This is a genomic window from uncultured Granulicatella sp. (assembly GCF_963545075.1).
GTDB lineage: Bacteria > Bacillota > Bacilli > Lactobacillales > Aerococcaceae > Granulicatella.
The window spans coordinates 1-19,517 of sequence record NZ_CAUUHX010000035.1 but is presented as its reverse complement, the minus strand read 5'-3'; the positions used below and the strand labels follow the sequence as shown (position 1 = coordinate 19,517).

Here is a 19,517-nt window from a genome sequence, read left to right as displayed (position 1 = left end):
ATATATTATCATAGGTGTTTTTCTCTGTCAACAACTTTTTTAAATTATTTTTAAACGCTTTAAAAGCGAACGTTCGTTAACAGTGTTTATAATTTACCATAGCTTTTTGTACTTTGCAAGTCTTTTTTACAACTTTTTTTATATTTTTGACTCCAATAAAAAAGACTGTAGTCTTGAACTACAGCCCTTTCCTATTATTGCACATTTCCTGAAGAAATCACTTTTCCATTGCTCACAATTTTATAGTTACCTGTTGGATGTGAATTACTTAGTGTGAATGTTAAATTCACTGTAGTATCCTCAGTTATTTCTAATGTATTATACACATTAGAAATTTGATTTTTTGCATCTTCGATATATATCGAGATTTTATTTGGCGTTTTCTGCCCGTTATTTTGTCCATTTTTTTGATATGGAATTGTAATTTGTTTTGTCACAGTGTGATCTTTTTTACCTTTTGACAATACAATTGTAAGTGCAGTTCCTTTTTTCACTTCTGCTCCTTCTCTTATTGATTGTCTAATTACTGTATCTGCTGTTGCTTCATTTTCTTCTTCAGTAATAGTTAATGCTAAATTATTTGAATTTGCATATTCAATGGCTCCTGCTCTTGTATAACCTGTTAAGTTTGCCATTTTAATAGAGCTTTCTCCTTTACTAACTACTAATGTAATGACAGGATTTTTTCCCTCTACCTTTTGATTAGGAGCAATACTTTGAGAAATTACTTTTCCAGATTCAACACTATCAGAATTTTCTTCTTGTTTTTCTACTGTAAATCCTAATTTTTTCAATTCATCTCTAGCAGCTTCATATGTTTTATTACGATAATCTTTCATCGTAATGGCTTCTTTTCCTGTACTTACTTTAATTGTAATTTTTGATTTTTCTTTTACAGTACTTCCAGCTTTTGGATTTGTTTCAATGACTTTTCCACTTTCAATCTCATCTGATTTCACTTGGATTACATCTGTAACATTCAATTTGGCATCTGCTAATTTTGTTTTAGCGGCAGCTTCCGTTAAATTCGTTACATCTGGTACTTGTACTTCTTTTGGACTAGACTGCAAGAATACAAAAGCCATAATTCCAATAATTGAAATCAATAAAAGAAGAAACAACCACGGCCATTTACGTCTCTTTTTAACTGGTTTCTCTTCATCCATTTCTACAACTGGTATTTCTTTACTCGTTTGAATTGGTTTAACTTTTTGTGTATGAATTGGTGTTAGTACTTTTGTTTCTCCTGAAAAACTTGCCGGTACAAATTTCTTTTCATATAGTCTCGTAGAATCTAAACAAGTTTTCAAATCTTGAAACATTTCATAACAACTCTTATAACGATGCATTGGATCTTTTGCAGTAGCTTTTAAAACTATATTTTCTAAGCTTTGAGGAACCATTGCAGTTGGATTTACTATCGTTGGTAATGGTTCTTGGAAATGTTTCAATGCAATGGATACTGCAGACTCTCCATCAAAAGGAACTTTTCCTGTTAATAGTTCATATAACACAATCCCTAAAGCATAAATATCTGTTTGAATGGTCGCCATACCACCTCTTGCTTGTTCTGGTGATAAGTAGTGTACTGACCCCAGTAATGTATTCGTTTGAGTTAAAGATGTATCTGATAATGCAACCGCAATTCCAAAGTCTGTTATTTTAACATTTCCTTCTTTATCAATTAAAATATTTTGTGGTTTAATATCTCGGTGAATAATGCGATTTTGATGTGCAGCTGCAATCGCTGAAACAATTTGCATCATAATACGAACAGCTTCAATTGGATGTAAAGCACCTTTTTGTCTTACATAATCTTTTAAATCTGTTCCTTCGACATATTCCATCACAATATAATTCATTTCTTGTGATTGCCCAACATCGTATACACCTACAATATTTGGGTGAGTTAGTTGAGTAGCTGATAATGCTTCTCTTCTAAACCTTCTCATTGCATCATCATTTTGACGAAAATCTAATCGTAATACTTTAATGGCAACTAATCGATCTAAAATTAAATCCTTTGCAAGGTAAACCGCAGCCATTCCGCCAGTTCCAATTAAAGATTTAATTTTATAACGTCCATTTAATGTTCTACCAGCTTCTAGCATTAGGCTTCCTCCTCTCTAAGGTAAATTTTTGCAATCGCAACTGTTATATTGTCACGACCACCTGACTCATTAGCTGCTTGTACAGCTTTTTCCACTTGTTGTTCCAAATCTGAATAATGATTTAAAACATTTCTTATTTCTTCTAATGACAACATATCGCTGAGCCCATCACTACATAATAATAAGATATCCTCGTCTTTAACAGTCATTCTGACAAAATCAATTTCGACAGCTGAAGTTACTCCTAATGACTGTGTCACGATATTTTTATTGGGATGATTTTCAGCTTCTTCAGGAGTGATCTCTCCAGATTTCAATAATGCATTCACTAAGCTTTGATCTTCCGTTAATTGTTTTAATTGGAAGTTTCTCAAAACATACGCTCGACTATCTCCAACATTGGCAATCATTAATTGATTTCCAATGACACAGGCAGCTACCAAAGTTGTTCCCATTCCATATAAATCTTCATATTGAGTAGAACGTGTAAGAATATCATTATTAGCTTCCTCAATTTTATGAACAATCCATTGATATGCTTCTTCCATATTTTCAATATTAGTCTTTTCCCACGATTGGCCTATCGACATTAATGCCATTGAACTAGCTATTTCTCCCGCATTATGTCCACCAATTCCATCACAGACCATCATGAGCGGGATGTGATTTTTGCTTTCAAAGTAGCCAGCAGTATCTTCATTTACTTTTCTGCGTTGACCAACATCACTTTTTATCGCAAATTTCATACAATCCCTCCTCACTGTTTAAAATTTTTTCACTAATTTACAAATATAAAAACCATCACTATTAAAGTCACTTGGTAATATTGTAATATCTTCTGTATCTTTCTGAATCCATTTTCCAATCGATTCAATTTCAAATGCTGGATTCTCTTTTAAAAACTGACGAACCAGCTCTCTATTTTCTGCCTTATTAATTGTACATGTTGAATATACTAGGCTACCCTTTGATTTTACCATTTTTGAAGCAGATAATAAAATCTCTAGTTGAATTTTTTCTAAACTTTTTAAATCTTGTGCTTCTTTTGTATATTTTATATCTGGTTTACGACGAACTAATCCTAACCCCGAACAAGGTGCATCTACAAATACTGCATCAAAACTTTCGGCTGGATAAACATCTTGAACGTTACGGGCATCTAATACTTTCATCGAAATGCAATCTTCCACTTGAAGTCTTTTAGCATTTTCTTGAATTTTCTTTAATTTATGTTCATATAAATCTAAGGCATCTACATGTCCGCCCTTTGATGCATCTAAATAACTTGCAATATGCGTCGTCTTTCCACCAGGTGCTGCACATGTATCAAGCACTTTATCCGTTGATTCTAGATTAGCAACTTGTGCTACTAAGGACGATGCTTCGTCTTGAATCGTAATAAGTCCTTGCTCAAATGCTTTCGATTGGAAAACATTCCCTTCTTCAACAATTAAGCATCTATTGGATAAGGCACTTTCTCTAGTCTGAACTCCTTCTTCTAATAGAAGTTGTTTCACTTGTTCTTGCGATAAATGATTTGGTTGAATACGAACACTTACACTAGGTGCTGTTAAAATAGACTCAGAAATTTGTTGCGCTGTTTCTTCTCCATACTGTTCTTTAAATAATTGATACATCCATTTTGGAATACTATACTGCACACTCATTCTTTCGTCTACATCTTTTATTTCTTCAAAACTTCTCAAATCATTTCTTTGGAAATTTCTTAGTACACCATTAACAAATTTTGCAATCCCTTGATGTCCACGTTTTTTTGCAATTTGTACTGCTTCAAAAATCGCTGCATGATCTGGAATTTTATCTAAAAACACCATTTGATAAATGGACATTCTCAGCAATTGTTTCACCCATGGTTGAATTTTCTTTGCTTTTTGAATATAAGGTGCTATATAAAAATCGATTGTCATTTTTCGTTGAATGGTTCCGTAAAACAATTCGGTTAACAAACCTTTATCTTTTGCAGTCCATTTTTGTTGCTCAATTACTCTTTTCAAACTAATGGTTGAATAAGATTGATCCTGTTCCACTTGAACTAATAAATCTACAACTGCATTTCTAACCTTATCCATGATTTACCCCTTCAAAACAAGCTTTTTCTTCAATAACAGAAGCAAAACCATTCATAAAGGCATCCGAACTCATTTTTGCTTTTCCTGCAGGTTGTAATTCAATAATTTCTAATACTGTTTGATTTCCGCAAGCTACGTACAAATGATGATTTTCTTTAAATAAAGTTCCTGGTTGTTCATTAGTCGTTTTATCGACCAATTTCACTTGCCAAATTTTTACTCGTTCTCCATTCAATACAGTAAATGAAGTTGGCCAAGGACGTAAGCCACGAATAAAGCAATCCACCATTTTGGCTTCTTTTGTCCAATCAATTTGTTCTTGTTCTCGTGTAATATTTGGTGAATACGTTACAAGCTCTTCATCTTGTACAATTTCAGTAATCGTTCCATCAAAAATTTGAGGTAATGTGTCTAATAATAATTTAGCCCCTACGACACTTAATTTTTCAAACATAGACGCAACATCATCAACTTGTTCAATTGGAATAGAACGTTGTGATAAAATATTTCCCGCATCCATTTTGCTAACCATTCTCATAATCGTTACACCTGTGTGAGAATCCCCATTCATAATAGCGTAATGAATCGGTGCTCCCCCACGATATTTTGGTAATAAGGACGCATGAACATTAACTGCACCCTGTTTTGGAAATTCTAAAAATTTCTTCGGTAAAAACTGACCATAAGCAGCTGTTACAATTAAATCAGCCTCTAATGTCATTAATTGTTCTAATTCTTCTGAACCTGTTAATTTTTCCGGTTGATATACAGCAATATTTTGCTCTAATGCATATTTCTTCACGGGTGATGGCGTGATCACTTTTTTACGACCAACTGGTCTATCTGGTTGAGTCACAACCGCAATCACTTCATATTCTTCTGAACTGACTAAAGCATCTAATACTTTTGTTGAAAATTCGGGTGTCCCCATAAAAATAATTTTTTTCAAAATTCCACTTCCAATCTTTATAAAAAATATTGAGGTTCTACATCGATGGATACCGCTACTTTTGATTGCGGTGTCGATTGAGTATTCACTAAGACCTCATGTAATAAAATATCTAATACTGGATCTTTTTTATATTTAATAATTAATTGATAGTAATAACGATTATTCATTCTAGCAATTGACTTTGCACTTGGCCCTAATAAGACAGATTGAGAAGATAATTTACCTTCCAATATCTTTTTAATTTCATAAGCCTGTTTTTGTGCAGCGTATTCTTGTTCACTAGAAACTGTAATCATCACTGTAAAATAATACGGCGGATAATGAGCAAGATGTCTCATTTTCATTTCTTGAGCAAAGAAAGCCTCGTAATAATGATGTTGAGCTAATTGAATCGCATAATGATCTGGATTATATGTTTGAATAAATACTTCTCCAGCCTTATCTCCTCTACCAGCTCTTCCTGCTACTTGCGTTAATAATTGGAAAGTTTTTTCTGCTGCTCTAAAATCGGGAATATTTAAAGCTGTATCTGCATTGACGACTCCTACTAAAGTAACATTTGGAAAATCTAATCCTTTAGCAATCATTTGTGTTCCAATTAAAACATCCGCTTTTTGTTCTTCAAATTGTTTTAACAATGCTTCATGTTGACCTTTTTTACGAGTTGTATCAACATCCATTCGAATAATTCGTGCAGTTGGCAATAATTGCTCTAATTCTTCTTGGAGCTTTTGAGTTCCCGTTCCAAAATAACGAATTTGTCGGCTATGACATTTCGGACAATGATTTGGAATAGCTTCTTCATGCCCACAATAATGACATTTCATTACTTTTGTATCCATATGAAGCGTCAATGAAATATCACAATTTGGACATTCCAATACATAACCACAATCTCGACACATAATAAAAGATGAATATCCTCTTCGATTTAAGAGCAACACACTTTGCTCGCCTTTTTCTAATCGGTCTTCTAATGCTTGTAATAGTCGTTTAGAAAAACTTCCTTTTTGCGCTAGAAATTCTTGTTTCATATCTAGCACATGCACTTGAGGCAACGGTTGATGTTTTGCACGCTTTGTTAAACGTAATAAACGATAAACTCCCTTTTCCGCTCTTGCTCTAGATTCTAAACTTGGAGTTGCACTTCCAAGTACGACAGGGCAATGATGATATTTTCCTCTCCAAATCGCAATATCTCTAGCATGATAACGTGGAGTATCATCTTGTTTATAAGTACTCTCATGTTCTTCATCTAGAATAATAATTCCAATATTTTCTAAAGGTGCAAATACGGAAGATCTTGCTCCAACAACAATGTCTGCTCGACCTTCTTTTATTTTTTGCCATTCATCGTGTTTTTCTCCAGGATTCAAACCACTATGTAAAACAGCCACTCGATTTCCAAATCGTTCTTTGAAACGTTGAACCATTTGAGGGGTTAAAGAAATTTCTGGAACAAGTATCATAGCACTTTTTCCTTTTTGAATGGCTTCTCCAATCCATTGAAGATATACTTCCGTTTTCCCTGATCCGGTCACGCCTTGCAATAAATAAACATGAGAGGTTTCATCATTCTCTTCTTCTAACACTTGTTGAAAGGCTTGTTTTTGCTCATCATTTAATTCAAATGGTTTAGAGTGGACAATTTTTCTTCCTGCGTAAGGATCTCTATCTACTGCTCTTTTTTCAAGCGTAATCCATCCTTTTTCAAGAGCTTTCTTCACATCTGCTTGCACAACATTAAAGCGAGTGATAAATTCAGCTTTTGCAATTTCTGTATTCTCTAAACTGGATAAACCTTCCAGAAATCTTAATTGTTTTGCCGCATTTTTAGGAACTTGCTTCATCATTTCTAAATATTCTTCAGGTAAATACGATAATATAATCCAATCTTCTGTTTTAATTTGTTTGCGGTCTTCTACTAAAGTTTTAGCTTGAACAATTCCTTTTTGTTTTAAACGTAGTAACTTCGCTAGTGTTTCCTTTGACATTTCATCGGTTACTTCAATTTCGGTTTGTCCTTTAAAAACTTCTTGATAAACCTCTTCGTGTTCTTGGGGATTTTCTAATACAAAAAATTTTCTCGTTGTTGTTTTTAACATCGCTGGCAACATTGTTTGATAACAGTGAATTAAAAATGCGAATAAATGATTGGACATATATTCCCCTAATTCAATCATTTCTTTTGAGAGAACAGGTTCAAGATCCATCAAACGTTCTATTTCTTTTAATTTCCCTTCAAAATCAGATGTTGGACGAATAGAAACAACAAAGCCTTGCACACTTCTTCCAGCAAATGGAACGACGACTCTCATTCCCACTTCAATTTCTCCTTCGAAAATCTCTGGAATTTTATATTCAAAAGGTCGATTTACTTGTTTTACTGGAACATCTACAATTACTTGTGCAAACATGATTTCACCTCGCTTTAGAGGTATACTTACCCCAATTTACATCATAAGAATAGTGTATCATCTTTTTCAAAAAATAGAAAACCATTTATTCAGTCTTAAAATTTATTTATAAAAAGAAAAACCTTGAAGGGATTTCTCCGCTTCAAGGCTTATTAATCATTAAACTTCTTCAGGAATACTATCTTCACGAATTCCTAATTCACCAGCGATTACTTCTTCTAACGCACGGCCAACATTTTTATCTGATTGATAGTCTTCTAATTTTTGTGGTTCATGATGGTGTAATTCATGAGCTCTTTTACTTGATAAAATTACTAAAGAATATTTTGAATCAATTTGATTCAATAATTTATCAATTGAAGGATATAACATCATAATGGATTACCTCTTTCTACTCTTCTTCCAGTATTTCTTCTAACTCTTCTATAGTATCTAAATTTCTAACGATTCGCAAGTGCTCCGTTTGAATAATTGCTTCGATTTTTTGAACTGCATTATTTACTGTGTCGTTCACAACAGAGTAATCATAATACTTCATCAATTCTAATTCTTCACGAGCTGTTTTCATACGTTTCGCAATTACTTCGTCAGAATCTGTTCCTCTATTAACAATACGAGATTCTAATTCATTTAAATCAGGTGGTGTTAAGAAAATAAATACTCCATCTGGCATTAATTCACGAACTTGAATAGCACCTTGTACATCAATTTCTAAAAACACATCTTTACCTTGTGCTAATGTATTTTCTACATATTCTAATGGAGTGCCATAATAATTCCCTACATATTCAGCATATTCCAATAATTGTTTATTTTGAATCATTTGTTCAAATTCTTCTCTTGTCTTGAAGAAATAATCGACTCCATCTGTTTCACCTGTACGTGGTGAACGAGTAGTTGCTGAAATTGAATAAACAAATTTTTGTTCACCTTTTGCAAAAATTGCAGCTCTTACTGTTCCTTTTCCTACGCCTGATGGTCCAGATAAAACGATTAACAATCCTCTCTTTGTCATAATCGTCTCAAAACTCCATTCTTTTTTACAGCTTTTTACTATCTTATCATAAACTTTAGTCGAACAACAAGCCAAAGTAGAAAAAATATCCCCTCCTCAACAAATTATAATCGTCTCCTAATATTTACCTGTGTTTTTTCTTGGAAATATCGGATATTTATTGTGAAATAACGTACATAACAATTGACTTTCTTCTAAATTTTAAATATGATGATGAAAAGGTTTACATTATAGTGTGAAAGGGGAAATCATTTATGAAGAAGAAATCGAAAAAACTAAAATTTATTTTTCCTGTTGTTATTGTACTCGTAATATTAGGACTTTTCTTGACACCAAAGATTTTCGAATCGCTCACAAAACATTTCCCTATCTCATCAGATGCTGATTTTTATATAGTGGGATACCACAATATTGAAGGATACCAATTAGACGATGTAGAACTCAAAAAAGTTTCTAATGAAAAAGTAGAAATTGTTAAAGGGCAAATCAATCCGACCGTTAAACGTGCAGAACTTTCTAATCGTTATTTAGTATTTTCTGAGGAAGGAAAACCACACGGTATCATTGGAAGAGTGACAGCTATCGACTTTAAAGAAGGAGAAATCAAACATCATAAAACAGATGACTATGCATTTACCTCTTCCGGCTCAAACGATGATTACTATTTTGCTTTTGCCTCAAATTTTTTAGCTACTTTTGATCCAACGTTAAAAAAATTAGATAAATATATTTTTGAGAAACCAGTCATTCTTTCAGACTTCTCAAACGAAGGGAATCATCTTTATTTTTTAGGAACAGATGTCAAAGGTGATTCAAATCATCAGAACCTAAATAATTTATATCATTTTTCATTTCATGACAACAAATTACAGTTAGAAAATAAAGAACCTTTATTCGAACAAGCAGAAATGACTTATTACTTTAATGATAGCTTGGTAAGAGGAAATCAATTATACGCTACTTCAAGTGGTTATCGTAAAGACTCTACGAAGGAAAAAATAATTCTAGGACAACTGTTCCACTATGATATGGATTCAGGAACAAAAGAATTTATTGCTTTACCTGAAATTGCGCCTACCAACCTCTTTGAATTAAAAGATGATTTAGTAGCCATTGAACACTCGATAGTTTATTCTAAAAAAATCGGATTCAGCCTATTTCATTTAACGAATCAGACCTCACAATTCATCGATTTATCTGAATTCGGTTTTGATGTTAATACAGATCATATAAAAGATGTGAAACAAATAGATAATAACTCTTTATTAATTTTAGTAGGCAATAAACTATTACGTTATCATATTAGTGAAAATACCGTCCTCTCCGAAAAAGAAGTTGACCCTCATTCATTTCATATTTGGGTAAAATAACGATACAAAAACGAGCATCTCTGTTTACGAGATGCTCGTTTCACTATTGTTCATTATGATTTTTGACCCATATCTTTTACTTTCATAATACGAGTAATACTTGCACGTTCTTGTTCTTCTAACTTCATTTCAATATAATAAATCGTCTCTTCTAATTGAGGAATCATACGATATTCTAAAGCATTTACTCTTCGACGTGTTTTTTCAATCTCATCAGCTAATAACTGACAAGTTTTTTCAATTTCTGTTAATGATAATAAATCAGGTAACACTGCAGAAATTTCTTCAATTGAATGATCAATCTCACTATTGGAGTTTAAATAACCATATTTAAAATCACTCTCTTGATTTTGTTCTACTACCGTAAAATTCATTTCTGGAACAGAAACACTCATAATATTTTTTTCTTGTAAATTCAATGTGACACTTTGTGGAGGAATTGCTACTAGTTCTTCAATAAAAGCTTCTTCTAGTGTTGCTTTTGCTAACACAAAACTTTTCATTCCTGCTGTTAAACGTTTTTCAACTTGATCACGTAATTCATTATTTTTACGAATTAACTCAATGAATTGTCTCATTAATTCATCTTGCTTATCTTTTAATAATTTATGACCACGAACAGAAACGGTTAATCGCTGTTTTAACTTCGACAATTCCATTCTTGTTGGTTTTACATTTAATCTCACCATTTAGGAATCACTCCCCTTTAGGTAAAAATTCATCAAGCATTTCATCCTTGATACGTTTTAATTCCGTACGAGGTAAAATTGATAGTAATTCCCAACCTAAATCTAATGTTTCTTGAATGGTACGATTCGTTTGGAATCCTTGGCTGATGTATTCTTTTTCGAATCGATCTGTAAATTCAACATATAATTTATCTGTTTTTGATAAAGCAGATTCCCCTAAAACGACTGCTAATTCTTTTGCTTGTTTTCCTGTTGCATAGGCAGCAAATAATTGATTCATCGTTGAAGCATGGTCTTTACGAGTTTTTCCTTCACCTGAACCTTTATCTTTCAAACGAGAAAGAGATGGCAATACATTGATTGGAGGTTGAATCCCTTGTTTATCTAATGCACGATCCAAAATAATTTGACCTTCAGTAATATAACCTGTTAAGTCTGGAATTGGGTGTGTAATATCATCTTCAGGCATTGATAAAATTGGAATTTGAGTTACAGACCCTTTACGTCCTACTAAACGTCCCGCACGTTCATATAATGTCGATAAGTTTGTATATAAGTAACCTGGATATCCACGACGACCTGGAACCTCACGACGAGCTGCAGAAATTTCACGCAATGCTTCACAGTAGTTTGTCATATCTGTCATGATAACTAACACGTGCATGTCTTTTTCATACGCTAAATATTCAGCTGTTGTTAAGGCAATTTTAGGAGTCGCAATTCTTTCAATCGCTGGGTCATTTGCTAAGTTAATGAACATAACTGATCGATCAATCGCTCCAGTTTTACGGAAATCTTCCATAAAGTATTCTGCTTCGTCAAAGGTAATTCCCATTGCAGCAAATACTACCGCAAATTTTTCGTCACTATTTAACACAGTAGCTTGACGAGCAATTTGAGCAGCTAATTCTTTATGAGGTAAACCTGAACCAGAGAATACTGGTAATTTTTGTCCACGAACTAATGTATTTAAATGGTCGATTGCTGAAATTCCTGTTTGAATAAATTCATCCGGATAGTCACGAGAAACGGGGTTAATCGCTTGTCCATTTACGTCTAAAGATGCTTCCGGTAATAATTCAGGGCCACCATCAATCACATTTCCCATTCCATCAAAAATACGACCAACCATATCTTCTGATACATTTAACGATAAAGGTTTCCCTTTAAAACGTACTTTTGAATCACGAATGTTAATTCCACTAGGTCCTTCAAAAATTTGTACCATCGCTTTATCTTCATGTACTTCTAGTACTTGACCATGACGAGTTTCTCCATTTTGTAATTGGATTTCTACTAATTCATCAAATTTAACGCCTTCTACTTGTTCAACCATCATTAGAGGGCCGACAACTTCACTAATCGTACGATATTCTTTAAGCATTTGTCATTCCTCCTTTTTGAATAGTTGCTTTAACATCTTCTTGAATTTGTTCTTTAATTGCTGTAAATTGTTCCATTTGACTTTCTGGAATATATTTTGAACGAGCAATACGGTCACGAATTTCTTCTGTACCATCCATAATTTCTGCATAGTAAGCACCAACGCTCATCGCATGTCTTGCTTGTTCTTCAAATGTTAAAATTAAATCTAACATACGATATTGTTTTTCACGAGAAGTGAATGTATCCACATCGTCAAACGCATTTTGTTGTAAGTAATCTTCACGAATGGATTTCGCAATTGTCATTGTTAAGCGATCTTTTTCAGATAATGACTCTAAACCAACTAAACGTACAATTTCTTCTAAACTTGCTTCTTCTTGCAATGTTTGCATTGCATGTTGAACCATTGATGACCAATTTTCATGAATGTGTTCATCCATATATTTTCCAACTTCTTGATTGTATAGAGAATACGAAGTTAACCAGTTCATAGATGGGAAGTGACGTTTTTGCGCCAATGTTGCATCTAATCCCCAGAATACTTTAGCAACACGTAATGTATTTTGAGTAACAGGTTCTGAAGTATCTCCCCCTGGAGGTGATACCGCACCAATGGCAGTAATTGTCCCTTCACGACCCTCGCTACCTAAAGTAACGACACGTCCTGCACGTTCATAATATTCAGCAATACGACTACCTAAGTAAGCAGGATACCCTTCATCCCCAGGCATTTCTTCTAAACGTCCTGACATTTCACGTAACGCTTCTGCCCAACGTGAAGTTGAATCCGCCATAATAGCTACACTATATCCCATATCACGGAAATACTCTGCAATTGTAATTCCTGTATAAATTGAAGCTTCACGAGCTGCTACAGGCATATTCGATGTATTCGCAATTAAAATTGTTCTTTCCATAATTGATTCACCAGTTGTTGGGTCAATTAATTCTGGGAACTCATTTAATACGTCTGTCATCTCATTACCACGTTCACCACAACCTACGTAAACTACGATATCTACGTCAGACCATTTTGCAATTTGGTGCTGAACAACTGTTTTACCAGCTCCGAATGGGCCAGGTACAGCTGCAGCTCCCCCTTTTGTTACAGGGAAGAAAGTATCGATTACACGTTGTCCTGTTAACATTGGAACTTCCGTATTTTTCTTCACTTTAAATGGTCGTCCTTGACGAACAGGCCAACGTTGAATGAGATTGAAAGATTTTTCTCCTTCTTCTGTTTCAATCGTATAAACCGTGTCTTCAATACGATATGTTCCACTTGAAATACTTGTTACTGTTCCTTTTACTCCATAAGGAACCATAATTTTATGTTGAACAACTTTTGTTTCTTGTACATAACCTACAATGTCTCCAGCTTCAACAGTTTGTCCAACTTCTAATGTTGCATGGAACTCCCATTCTTTTTGACGATCTAATGGGGCTACTACTGTTCCACGAACTAAAAAGTCACTCTTAGATACTTCTTTAAATGTGTTCAATGGACGTTGAATTCCATCAAACATTTGAGAGATGATTCCGGGAGCTAATTCAACAGAAAGTGCTTCTCCTGTTGTTGTTACTGGTTCTCCTGGTCCAATTCCAGACGTTTCTTCATAAACTTGAATAGAGGCAACGCCTTTACGCATCTCAATAATTTCACCAATCAGTCCAAGGTGACCTACATGACAAATATCTTGAATATTTGCATCTTCCATACCTTCAGCGGTCACTAATGGTCCTGATACTTTTACGATTCTTCCGCTCTTCACCGAAGTACCTCCTCTTTACTAATTTTACGAATTATAAAATGTTTTGACCTACAGCCTTTTCCACATTTTCTTGAATTCTTGATTTTCCAATGGATAATGAACCTTTATGATTTGGAATTAAAATGATTGCTGGTGAAACAACTGCATCATAACGACGAATTGTTTCAGCAATTTCAGAAGCAATGGCTTCTGTGACATAAATAATTCCATACTCTTCACTTGCTAATCGATCAATGGTTTCTCTTGCTTCTAAACTTTCATGAGCAGGAAACACATCAAAACCAAGAATTTTGAAAGGAAGGACTGAGTCTTTATCTCCAACAACTGCAATTTTATGAGCCATAAACTGGTCGCATCCTTTCTCTTAATTGTTCTTCACTAAACCCATTATCGATTCCTACTAAAATCAATCGAATATTTTTCACTTCCATTTCACTAGCATGAATATAGGCAAGGGATGGATAAGGTCCAAAAGCATCAAATGTCGCATCTTTTAAATAACGATAAATACATTCATCTTTCAACAATTCTAATTTCAATACAGAAATGTTTTCTTGCGATAAAATACTTTCTAATTCTTCTTTATAAGAAACACCATCAAACAATTGTAATAATGATGCCCAACCTAATTCTTGGAATGTATCAATTAATTGCGTTTTCGATACCGTTCCTTCATTCGATAATACCGTTTGTAAAAAGCTTCTTGATTGTTTTTGAGCGCTTGCTCGAATTAAAGTCGCAATATTTTCTAAATCAATCATTAAATTGACAAATTCTGTCACTTTATCATCTTGCAATTGACGTTCTAACATTCTTAAATGTTTAAAATAATACGTATCCATAAAAACATCCGCTGTTTCTAATCGCTCAAAATTTTCAAAATCTTCATAAGCTTCTCGAACAGCCTTCACCATTACGCTAGGAACATCTTGAGAATCTCTAGTTTCTACTAATTGTTTTAATGTTGCTAATGAATAACGACCAATAGGTACTAATAAATGCGAAAAATCTTTTTTAGCAAATTTTTCTTTTAATAAAACTTTTAAATTATGATACGTATAACGAATCGAAAAAATATCTAACAATTCAGGTGTAGGAGTTAATTCATATAATTCCTCATACTGTTGTTTTAAATGCTTCATTAATACCGCATCAAATTGTTTCGTTTGTAATAATTCATCTGCTTGAAAACCATAAGTCGTTTTTTGTAAAACTTCTAAAGCTTGTTGTAACTCTTTTGAAGCTAATAAACTATTCATGACATCTTTTGAAAGTAATTGTTGTTCCAAAATACGAACAGTAGTATTGATTCCTGAATAAGCTAAATCATTCATTGAAATCCCTCCTATCTTTCAAAAGCTTTTTTAGCTAACTCTGGTGAGTATTCTTGTTTTAAATCCTTTAATAATGCATCGAATAAATAGTTGTATTCAATTCCTGATTGTTGTAAAACAAAGCCAACTTTTTGTTTTAAAGTCGTTTGGGCCACTTCAACTTCAGAAGCATTCGTTAATTGGTGAATATCTTCTTGTGACAATTGACTTGCTGTCGCTTCTCCTAATACTAAAGTAATCTTTTCTTGTTTAGGTAATTGAGCTACTGCCGATTGAATAAACTGTACTAATGTTACGCCACTCCATCCTGACATTAAGGAGTAAACTTCATCAAACACGCTATCGAGTAATCGTCTTTTTTCTTGTAAAATTTCTTTTTTACTCGCATTGACTAAAGATTGTTTTTCTTTATCCCAAAGTTGTTTTGCACGTTGTTTTAATTGAGTTTTCTTTGCCACTTCTTGTTCCGCTAGAGTTGCATTCATGACATTTGTACGTTCTTCTTCTTCTTTAGTAGCAACAGCCAATTGATGTAAGAAATCTTCTTCGACTTCTTTTAATACTTGTTGTTTTAGTTGCTCTAAATCTTTCAAACGTTCCAACTCCTAACCTAATTGATTGATAATTAAGAATGAAGCCAATAATCCTAAGATTGCATAAGTTTCAACCATGGCTGCAAAGATAATCCCTTTAGTAGATTCTTCTGGTTTTTTCGCTAAAATTTGAACACCAGCAGCTGCTACTTTCCCTTGAGCAATACCAGATAATAAACCTGTGAATGCAATTGGTAAAGCTGCCATTAATAAGTATAAACCAGAGCTTAAAGGCATTGTTGCGCTCATTTTTTGCATAATGAAGAATGCAATGATGAATCCATAAATCCCTTGAGTACCAGGTAATAATTGTAAAATTAACGCTTGAACGAATTTTTCAGGTTGTTCTTTAATTAAAGCTGCTGCAGCTTCCCCTGCAATCCCTACACCTTTTGAAGAACCAATTCCTGAAAAAATACTTGCTACAGCCATTCCTAATGCTGCGAAAATAAAACCTCCAGAATTTTCAGTAAAAAATGTTAACCAGTTTGTCATAATAAATCTTCCTCCATCTTATTGATTTGATTTTTGTTTTGTTTCAATATATTTTTCATATGTTTTAAATGGTTTTAAAGCTCTTCCGCCACCTTCATAGAATTTACCAAAGAATTCTACAAACTGTAATCTTAACCCATGAACATAAGCTCCTAAAAATGTTAGGAAAATATTTAATCCATGAAGCGCAATTAATAGAAGAATTCCTACTGTAACTCTTGCAACTGGTGGTAAGAAAGTCACTAACATGTTAAATGCTGCTGCAATACTTCCGCCTGATACTGCTAAAGCCATCAAACGAGTATAGCTGACAACATCTCCCACATAACCACTAATCCCATATAAGTTATATAACCCACTTGCCAAGCCCGCAAATTTATTTGAACTTGTCAACATAGATACGATAACAATTAATACCGCTGCAATAATCGCTAAATAGGATCCAACCGTTGCAAGAACCGGTATATTTAAAATCATCGAACCTACTAAATATAAAATTAAGCCAAAAATAATCGCTAACCATCCAATATGAGTCGTATACGCATTGGCATAATCTTTTTTCTTCCAATTACTATAAGCCCCAATAAATAAACCTACAATAATTTGAATAACCCCAAAAATGATTGATAAAATCATAATCGTCGTTAAATCTTTTGACAGTGATAATGGTTGGAATGGCATATCCACTCCAAAGAATGAACCAAAGATAATTCCCCAAATAACTGTCGGATAACTTAATAAATGGAAGAACATTAAATTACGCTTCATTCCTTTATCTAATACAAACAGTTTTAACGCAAGGAATGTTGCTAACCATAATACAAGTCCATATCCAATATCCGCAGACATCATTCCAAAGAATACAAGATAAAACGGTGCTGTAAATGGTGTTGGATCCACCTCTCCATATTTTGGCAAACCATACATCTCAATCATCATTTCAAATGGTTTGATAAGCGAATGGTTTTTCAAAACAGTTGGTGCTTCTTCATATTCTTCTGGATCAATTTCCAATTCTACTATTGTCACTTGAGAAGCAATTCCATAATCTTCAATTTGTTGTTTAGCTTGTTCCACCACATCATCACATAAATAACCATATAAGCAGAACAAATGCTCTCCTGAATACAATTGCTCTTTTGCAATTTCCTTTTGCCATTCATTAAACGCAAATTCGCAATACAATTTTAATTTTCTAACAAGATCATCTTGTTGTTGCATTTCTTGTACTAATGAATTTTTAGCTTCTTTTAATTGCTTTTGACGTTCTAAATTCAATTGCAATTCTTCTTTAGGGCTATGGTCAAATGGGTACCATGTTACACTAAAATTCACTTTTGCTAATTCTTCTTTAGCTTCTTGTTGATGTTTTCTTGAATAAGTTGCAAATACTCCAACTTCTTCTCTTGTATGATACACTTCCTGAATGACAATCCACTGACTCTCTTTAAGACTTTCTAAGTAACGATTATCCGGTGTTTGAGGAATCGTCCCCATTTTCGTCTTCGTAAATGGTTGTTTAAAGATTTCCTTTGGATGGAAGTCTAAATTTCCCCATTTTCGAAGTAGAGTTTCAGTTTCAATGAGCTCTGCGTTTTTCTCTTCAAATTTTTGTAATTGTACTCGATAGTTTTCAACACTTTCAATTAATACTTGATAATCCCAATTTGAAACGGTTTGTTGAAGTTCTTCAATGGTAAACGTTTCTTTCTTAGTTTTCAATTTTTTCATGAGTGAAGGTGTTTTGAGATATTTTTCTAAAAATCGAATATCTTCTTGTAATCGATCTACTTTACTTTCTAACTCTTGAAGATTTTTTTGATTCGAAGGTTTTGATTCTTCTAACATGGATTGCCCTTGGCTTAAGGAAATGAATTCTAATGATTGTAATTCTTGAACCGCGTCCATCAATTGACTTTGAATACGATTTGGTGCAATAAACATCAATTTTTTCATTTTAGCAATTGCCATATCGTTTTAACACCTCCTTAATTGTTTCCTGAACCAATTCTTGTCGATTGGCTTCAAATACTTGTTGTATTTGTTGAATTTCTTCGTTTTGAAGAGATGCTAGTTCTTCTTGGAAATCCAATTTCTTTTGAGAATATTTATCCTCTAATTCTTTTTCATAATTCGACAAAGCGATATCTACATTCTTTTTAGATTCAGAAATCTTTTGATTCGCTTGAATTTTTGCTTCATCAATTTTCTTTTGAAAATCTTCTTTTAATTGTTGAGCTTGATTTTCAATAGCTTGAACAGATTCTACAATTTTTTGGCTCATAGTACACCTCCCATCTCATAGGTCTGGATTCGATAATAAATTCCTACTTTTGTTATTATACCTTGCTTTCTAAAATGTATCAAACGATAATTCTAATCTACTCTTCTTTATTATCATTATAATTTAATAGGAAGAAACACTACTTTTTTTGAAAAAATTTTTTATTTTTAAAAAATAATGTTTGCATTTAAGAACAAATGTTCGTATAATACAAATACAAACATTTGTTCGGGAGGTTCTATTATGGAACAATATAAAAAACCATTTCATTCATTTATTCAACCATTATTAAACAGTTTACAATTTCCAACAGAATCAACTTCATTTACACCCGTTATGCCATTAATTGATGTTGTGGAGACGATTCATAATAGTTATTATTTTAAAAAAGAAATTACTCTTTTATTTGAACAATACAACAATAAAGGTGAATTACAACAATTTACTAAAAAAGGTATTATTAAAAGCTGTATTCAACCAAACAATCATTTTGTTTTTCTAAGCGAAGATTTAACCATAATCCTAAACTTAGAACAAGTCGTTTCAGCGATACAGGTATAAATAGATAGAACAAGGACGACCAAATCCATTTTCAGGATTTGGTCGTCCTTGTATCCTAGTAATAAAAAGATTTCATTAAACCTATTTTAAAAAAACATTATTTGTGTTGGTCAAAGAAGATGGGAAATTGAAGAAAATTCCCGTATTATGAAAAGTGAATTTAAATCTAAACTAGGTATTCTTTGAAAAAAGATCGCATTGAGGTAAATTTTATGATAAAGTTCTTGGCATTAACACTTTACCGAGTATTAGATCATAAACTAGAAAAACAATTTACTTGTCCTCAAAATAATAAGAAAAGTACGCATTTTCCAAAAATAAAAATAAGGCTCTTAAACATTGTTAAATCAACGTTTAAGAGCCTTATTGATTCTGTAAAGTGTCAAACTACGGAAAATGTATCATTCACCTACTTTTTGATTTTGTAAGTAATTTGCAATCAGGAAGA

The 19,517-nt window shown here is 33.1% G+C and carries 18 protein-coding genes; 2 read left to right on the top strand and 16 right to left on the bottom strand.

Annotated features, from left to right (window positions below; all coding sequences use genetic code 11):
* Positions 1-194: 194 nt before the first annotated feature.
* The 7 genes from pknB to gmk all read right to left on the bottom strand — a co-directional run bounded on the left by pknB (position 195) and on the right by gmk (position 8,585).
* The gene (pknB, locus tag RWZ86_RS05810) at positions 195-2,111 is read right to left on the bottom strand and encodes a Stk1 family PASTA domain-containing Ser/Thr kinase (RefSeq protein ID WP_314680589.1); all 1,917 of its coding nucleotides are present in this window, start codon (positions 2,109-2,111) and stop codon (positions 195-197) included.
* Positions 2,111-2,857 carry a Stp1/IreP family PP2C-type Ser/Thr phosphatase gene (locus tag RWZ86_RS05805; RefSeq protein ID WP_314680588.1) on the bottom strand — a complete coding sequence of 249 codons (747 nt, stop codon included), beginning with the start codon at positions 2,855-2,857 and terminating at the stop codon, positions 2,111-2,113. The genes pknB and RWZ86_RS05805 overlap by 1 nt, the downstream gene beginning before the upstream one ends.
* 18 nt (positions 2,858-2,875) lie before the next feature.
* Complete coding sequence (gene rsmB / locus RWZ86_RS05800; RefSeq protein ID WP_314680587.1) at positions 2,876-4,201, bottom strand: 16S rRNA (cytosine(967)-C(5))-methyltransferase RsmB; 1,326 nt, start codon at positions 4,199-4,201, stop codon at positions 2,876-2,878.
* Complete coding sequence (gene fmt / locus RWZ86_RS05795; RefSeq protein WP_314680586.1) at positions 4,194-5,150, bottom strand: methionyl-tRNA formyltransferase; 957 nt, start codon at positions 5,148-5,150, stop codon at positions 4,194-4,196. The genes rsmB and fmt overlap by 8 nt, the downstream gene beginning before the upstream one ends.
* A gap of 17 nt (positions 5,151-5,167) precedes the next feature.
* Positions 5,168-7,570, bottom strand: coding sequence for a primosomal protein N' (gene priA / locus RWZ86_RS05790; protein ID WP_314680585.1), 2,403 nt, complete (start codon positions 7,568-7,570; stop codon positions 5,168-5,170).
* Between the two features lie 159 nt (positions 7,571-7,729).
* Positions 7,730-7,945 carry a DNA-directed RNA polymerase subunit omega gene (gene rpoZ, locus RWZ86_RS05785; protein WP_314680584.1) on the bottom strand — a complete coding sequence of 72 codons (216 nt, stop codon included), beginning with the start codon at positions 7,943-7,945 and terminating at the stop codon, positions 7,730-7,732.
* A 16-nt stretch (positions 7,946-7,961) separates the two neighbouring features.
* The gene (gene gmk / locus RWZ86_RS05780) at positions 7,962-8,585 is read right to left on the bottom strand and encodes a guanylate kinase (RefSeq protein WP_314680583.1); all 624 of its coding nucleotides are present in this window, start codon (positions 8,583-8,585) and stop codon (positions 7,962-7,964) included.
* Between the two features lie 254 nt (positions 8,586-8,839).
* On the opposite strand from gmk, the gene RWZ86_RS05775 reads away from it, so the two are divergent.
* A complete protein-coding gene (locus tag RWZ86_RS05775; protein WP_314680582.1) occupies positions 8,840-9,955 on the top strand; it encodes a hypothetical protein in 1,116 nt (371 codons plus the stop codon).
* A gap of 53 nt (positions 9,956-10,008) precedes the next feature.
* On the opposite strand, the gene RWZ86_RS05770 is transcribed toward RWZ86_RS05775, so the two are convergent.
* Genes RWZ86_RS05770 through RWZ86_RS05730 form a run of 9 tightly spaced genes read right to left on the bottom strand, consistent with a single transcriptional unit; the run spans position 10,009 to position 18,508 of the window.
* Complete coding sequence (locus tag RWZ86_RS05770; protein ID WP_006703588.1) at positions 10,009-10,644, bottom strand: V-type ATP synthase subunit D; 636 nt, start codon at positions 10,642-10,644, stop codon at positions 10,009-10,011.
* 7 nt (positions 10,645-10,651) lie between these two features.
* A complete protein-coding gene (locus tag RWZ86_RS05765) occupies positions 10,652-12,028 on the bottom strand; it encodes a V-type ATP synthase subunit B (protein ID WP_006703587.1) in 1,377 nt (458 codons plus the stop codon).
* A complete protein-coding gene (locus RWZ86_RS05760) occupies positions 12,021-13,802 on the bottom strand; it encodes a V-type ATP synthase subunit A (RefSeq protein WP_314680581.1) in 1,782 nt (593 codons plus the stop codon). Before RWZ86_RS05760 ends, RWZ86_RS05765 begins: the two co-directional genes overlap by 8 nt.
* A gap of 31 nt (positions 13,803-13,833) precedes the next feature.
* On the bottom strand, positions 13,834-14,145 hold the full coding sequence (locus tag RWZ86_RS05755; protein ID WP_006703585.1) for a V-type ATP synthase subunit F: 312 nt from the start codon (positions 14,143-14,145) through the stop codon (positions 13,834-13,836).
* Complete coding sequence (locus RWZ86_RS05750) at positions 14,135-15,136, bottom strand: V-type ATPase subunit (RefSeq protein WP_314680580.1); 1,002 nt, start codon at positions 15,134-15,136, stop codon at positions 14,135-14,137. Before RWZ86_RS05750 ends, RWZ86_RS05755 begins: the two co-directional genes overlap by 11 nt.
* Positions 15,137-15,147: 11 nt before the next feature.
* The gene (locus RWZ86_RS05745; protein ID WP_314680579.1) at positions 15,148-15,729 is read right to left on the bottom strand and encodes a hypothetical protein; all 582 of its coding nucleotides are present in this window, start codon (positions 15,727-15,729) and stop codon (positions 15,148-15,150) included.
* Between the two features lie 12 nt (positions 15,730-15,741).
* Positions 15,742-16,224 (bottom strand): V-type ATP synthase subunit K, encoded by a 483-nt coding sequence (locus RWZ86_RS05740; RefSeq protein ID WP_227931014.1) that lies wholly within the window; start codon positions 16,222-16,224, stop codon positions 15,742-15,744.
* 18 nt (positions 16,225-16,242) lie between these two features.
* Positions 16,243-18,195, bottom strand: coding sequence for a V-type ATP synthase subunit I (locus RWZ86_RS05735; RefSeq protein ID WP_314680578.1), 1,953 nt, complete (start codon positions 18,193-18,195; stop codon positions 16,243-16,245).
* The gene (locus RWZ86_RS05730; RefSeq protein ID WP_314680577.1) at positions 18,182-18,508 is read right to left on the bottom strand and encodes a hypothetical protein; all 327 of its coding nucleotides are present in this window, start codon (positions 18,506-18,508) and stop codon (positions 18,182-18,184) included. Before RWZ86_RS05730 ends, RWZ86_RS05735 begins: the two co-directional genes overlap by 14 nt.
* 243 nt (positions 18,509-18,751) lie before the next feature.
* Here RWZ86_RS05730 and RWZ86_RS05725 point away from each other — a divergent pair, with 243 nt between their 5' ends.
* Positions 18,752-19,069, top strand: coding sequence for a hypothetical protein (locus RWZ86_RS05725; protein WP_314680576.1), 318 nt, complete (start codon positions 18,752-18,754; stop codon positions 19,067-19,069).
* Positions 19,070-19,517: the final 448 nt, after the last annotated feature.

Excerpts from the sequence above, each read along its gene's own strand:
- rsmB (WP_314680587.1), bottom strand. The coding sequence starts at position 4,201 with ATGGATAAGGTTAGAAATGCAGTTGTAGATTTATTAGTTCAAGTGGAA.
- RWZ86_RS05740 (WP_227931014.1), bottom strand. The coding sequence starts at position 16,224 with ATGACAAACTGGTTAACATTTTTTACTGAAAATTCTGGAGGTTTTATT.
- RWZ86_RS05725 (WP_314680576.1), top strand. The coding sequence starts at position 18,752 with ATGGAACAATATAAAAAACCATTTCATTCATTTATTCAACCATTATTA.
- RWZ86_RS05730 (WP_314680577.1), bottom strand. The coding sequence starts at position 18,508 with ATGAGCCAAAAAATTGTAGAATCTGTTCAAGCTATTGAAAATCAAGCT.
- rpoZ (WP_314680584.1), bottom strand. The coding sequence starts at position 7,945 with ATGATGTTATATCCTTCAATTGATAAATTATTGAATCAAATTGATTCA.
- RWZ86_RS05750 (WP_314680580.1), bottom strand. The coding sequence starts at position 15,136 with ATGAATGATTTAGCTTATTCAGGAATCAATACTACTGTTCGTATTTTG.
- RWZ86_RS05735 (WP_314680578.1), bottom strand. The coding sequence starts at position 18,195 with ATGGCAATTGCTAAAATGAAAAAATTGATGTTTATTGCACCAAATCGT.
- RWZ86_RS05775 (WP_314680582.1), top strand. The coding sequence starts at position 8,840 with ATGAAGAAGAAATCGAAAAAACTAAAATTTATTTTTCCTGTTGTTATT.
- priA (WP_314680585.1), bottom strand. The coding sequence starts at position 7,570 with ATGTTTGCACAAGTAATTGTAGATGTTCCAGTAAAACAAGTAAATCGA.
- RWZ86_RS05755 (WP_006703585.1), bottom strand. The coding sequence starts at position 14,145 with ATGGCTCATAAAATTGCAGTTGTTGGAGATAAAGACTCAGTCCTTCCT.
- gmk (WP_314680583.1), bottom strand. The coding sequence starts at position 8,585 with ATGACAAAGAGAGGATTGTTAATCGTTTTATCTGGACCATCAGGCGTA.
- pknB (WP_314680589.1), bottom strand. The coding sequence starts at position 2,111 with ATGCTAGAAGCTGGTAGAACATTAAATGGACGTTATAAAATTAAATCT.
- RWZ86_RS05805 (WP_314680588.1), bottom strand. The coding sequence starts at position 2,857 with ATGAAATTTGCGATAAAAAGTGATGTTGGTCAACGCAGAAAAGTAAAT.
- RWZ86_RS05770 (WP_006703588.1), bottom strand. The coding sequence starts at position 10,644 with ATGGTGAGATTAAATGTAAAACCAACAAGAATGGAATTGTCGAAGTTA.
- RWZ86_RS05765 (WP_006703587.1), bottom strand. The coding sequence starts at position 12,028 with ATGCTTAAAGAATATCGTACGATTAGTGAAGTTGTCGGCCCTCTAATG.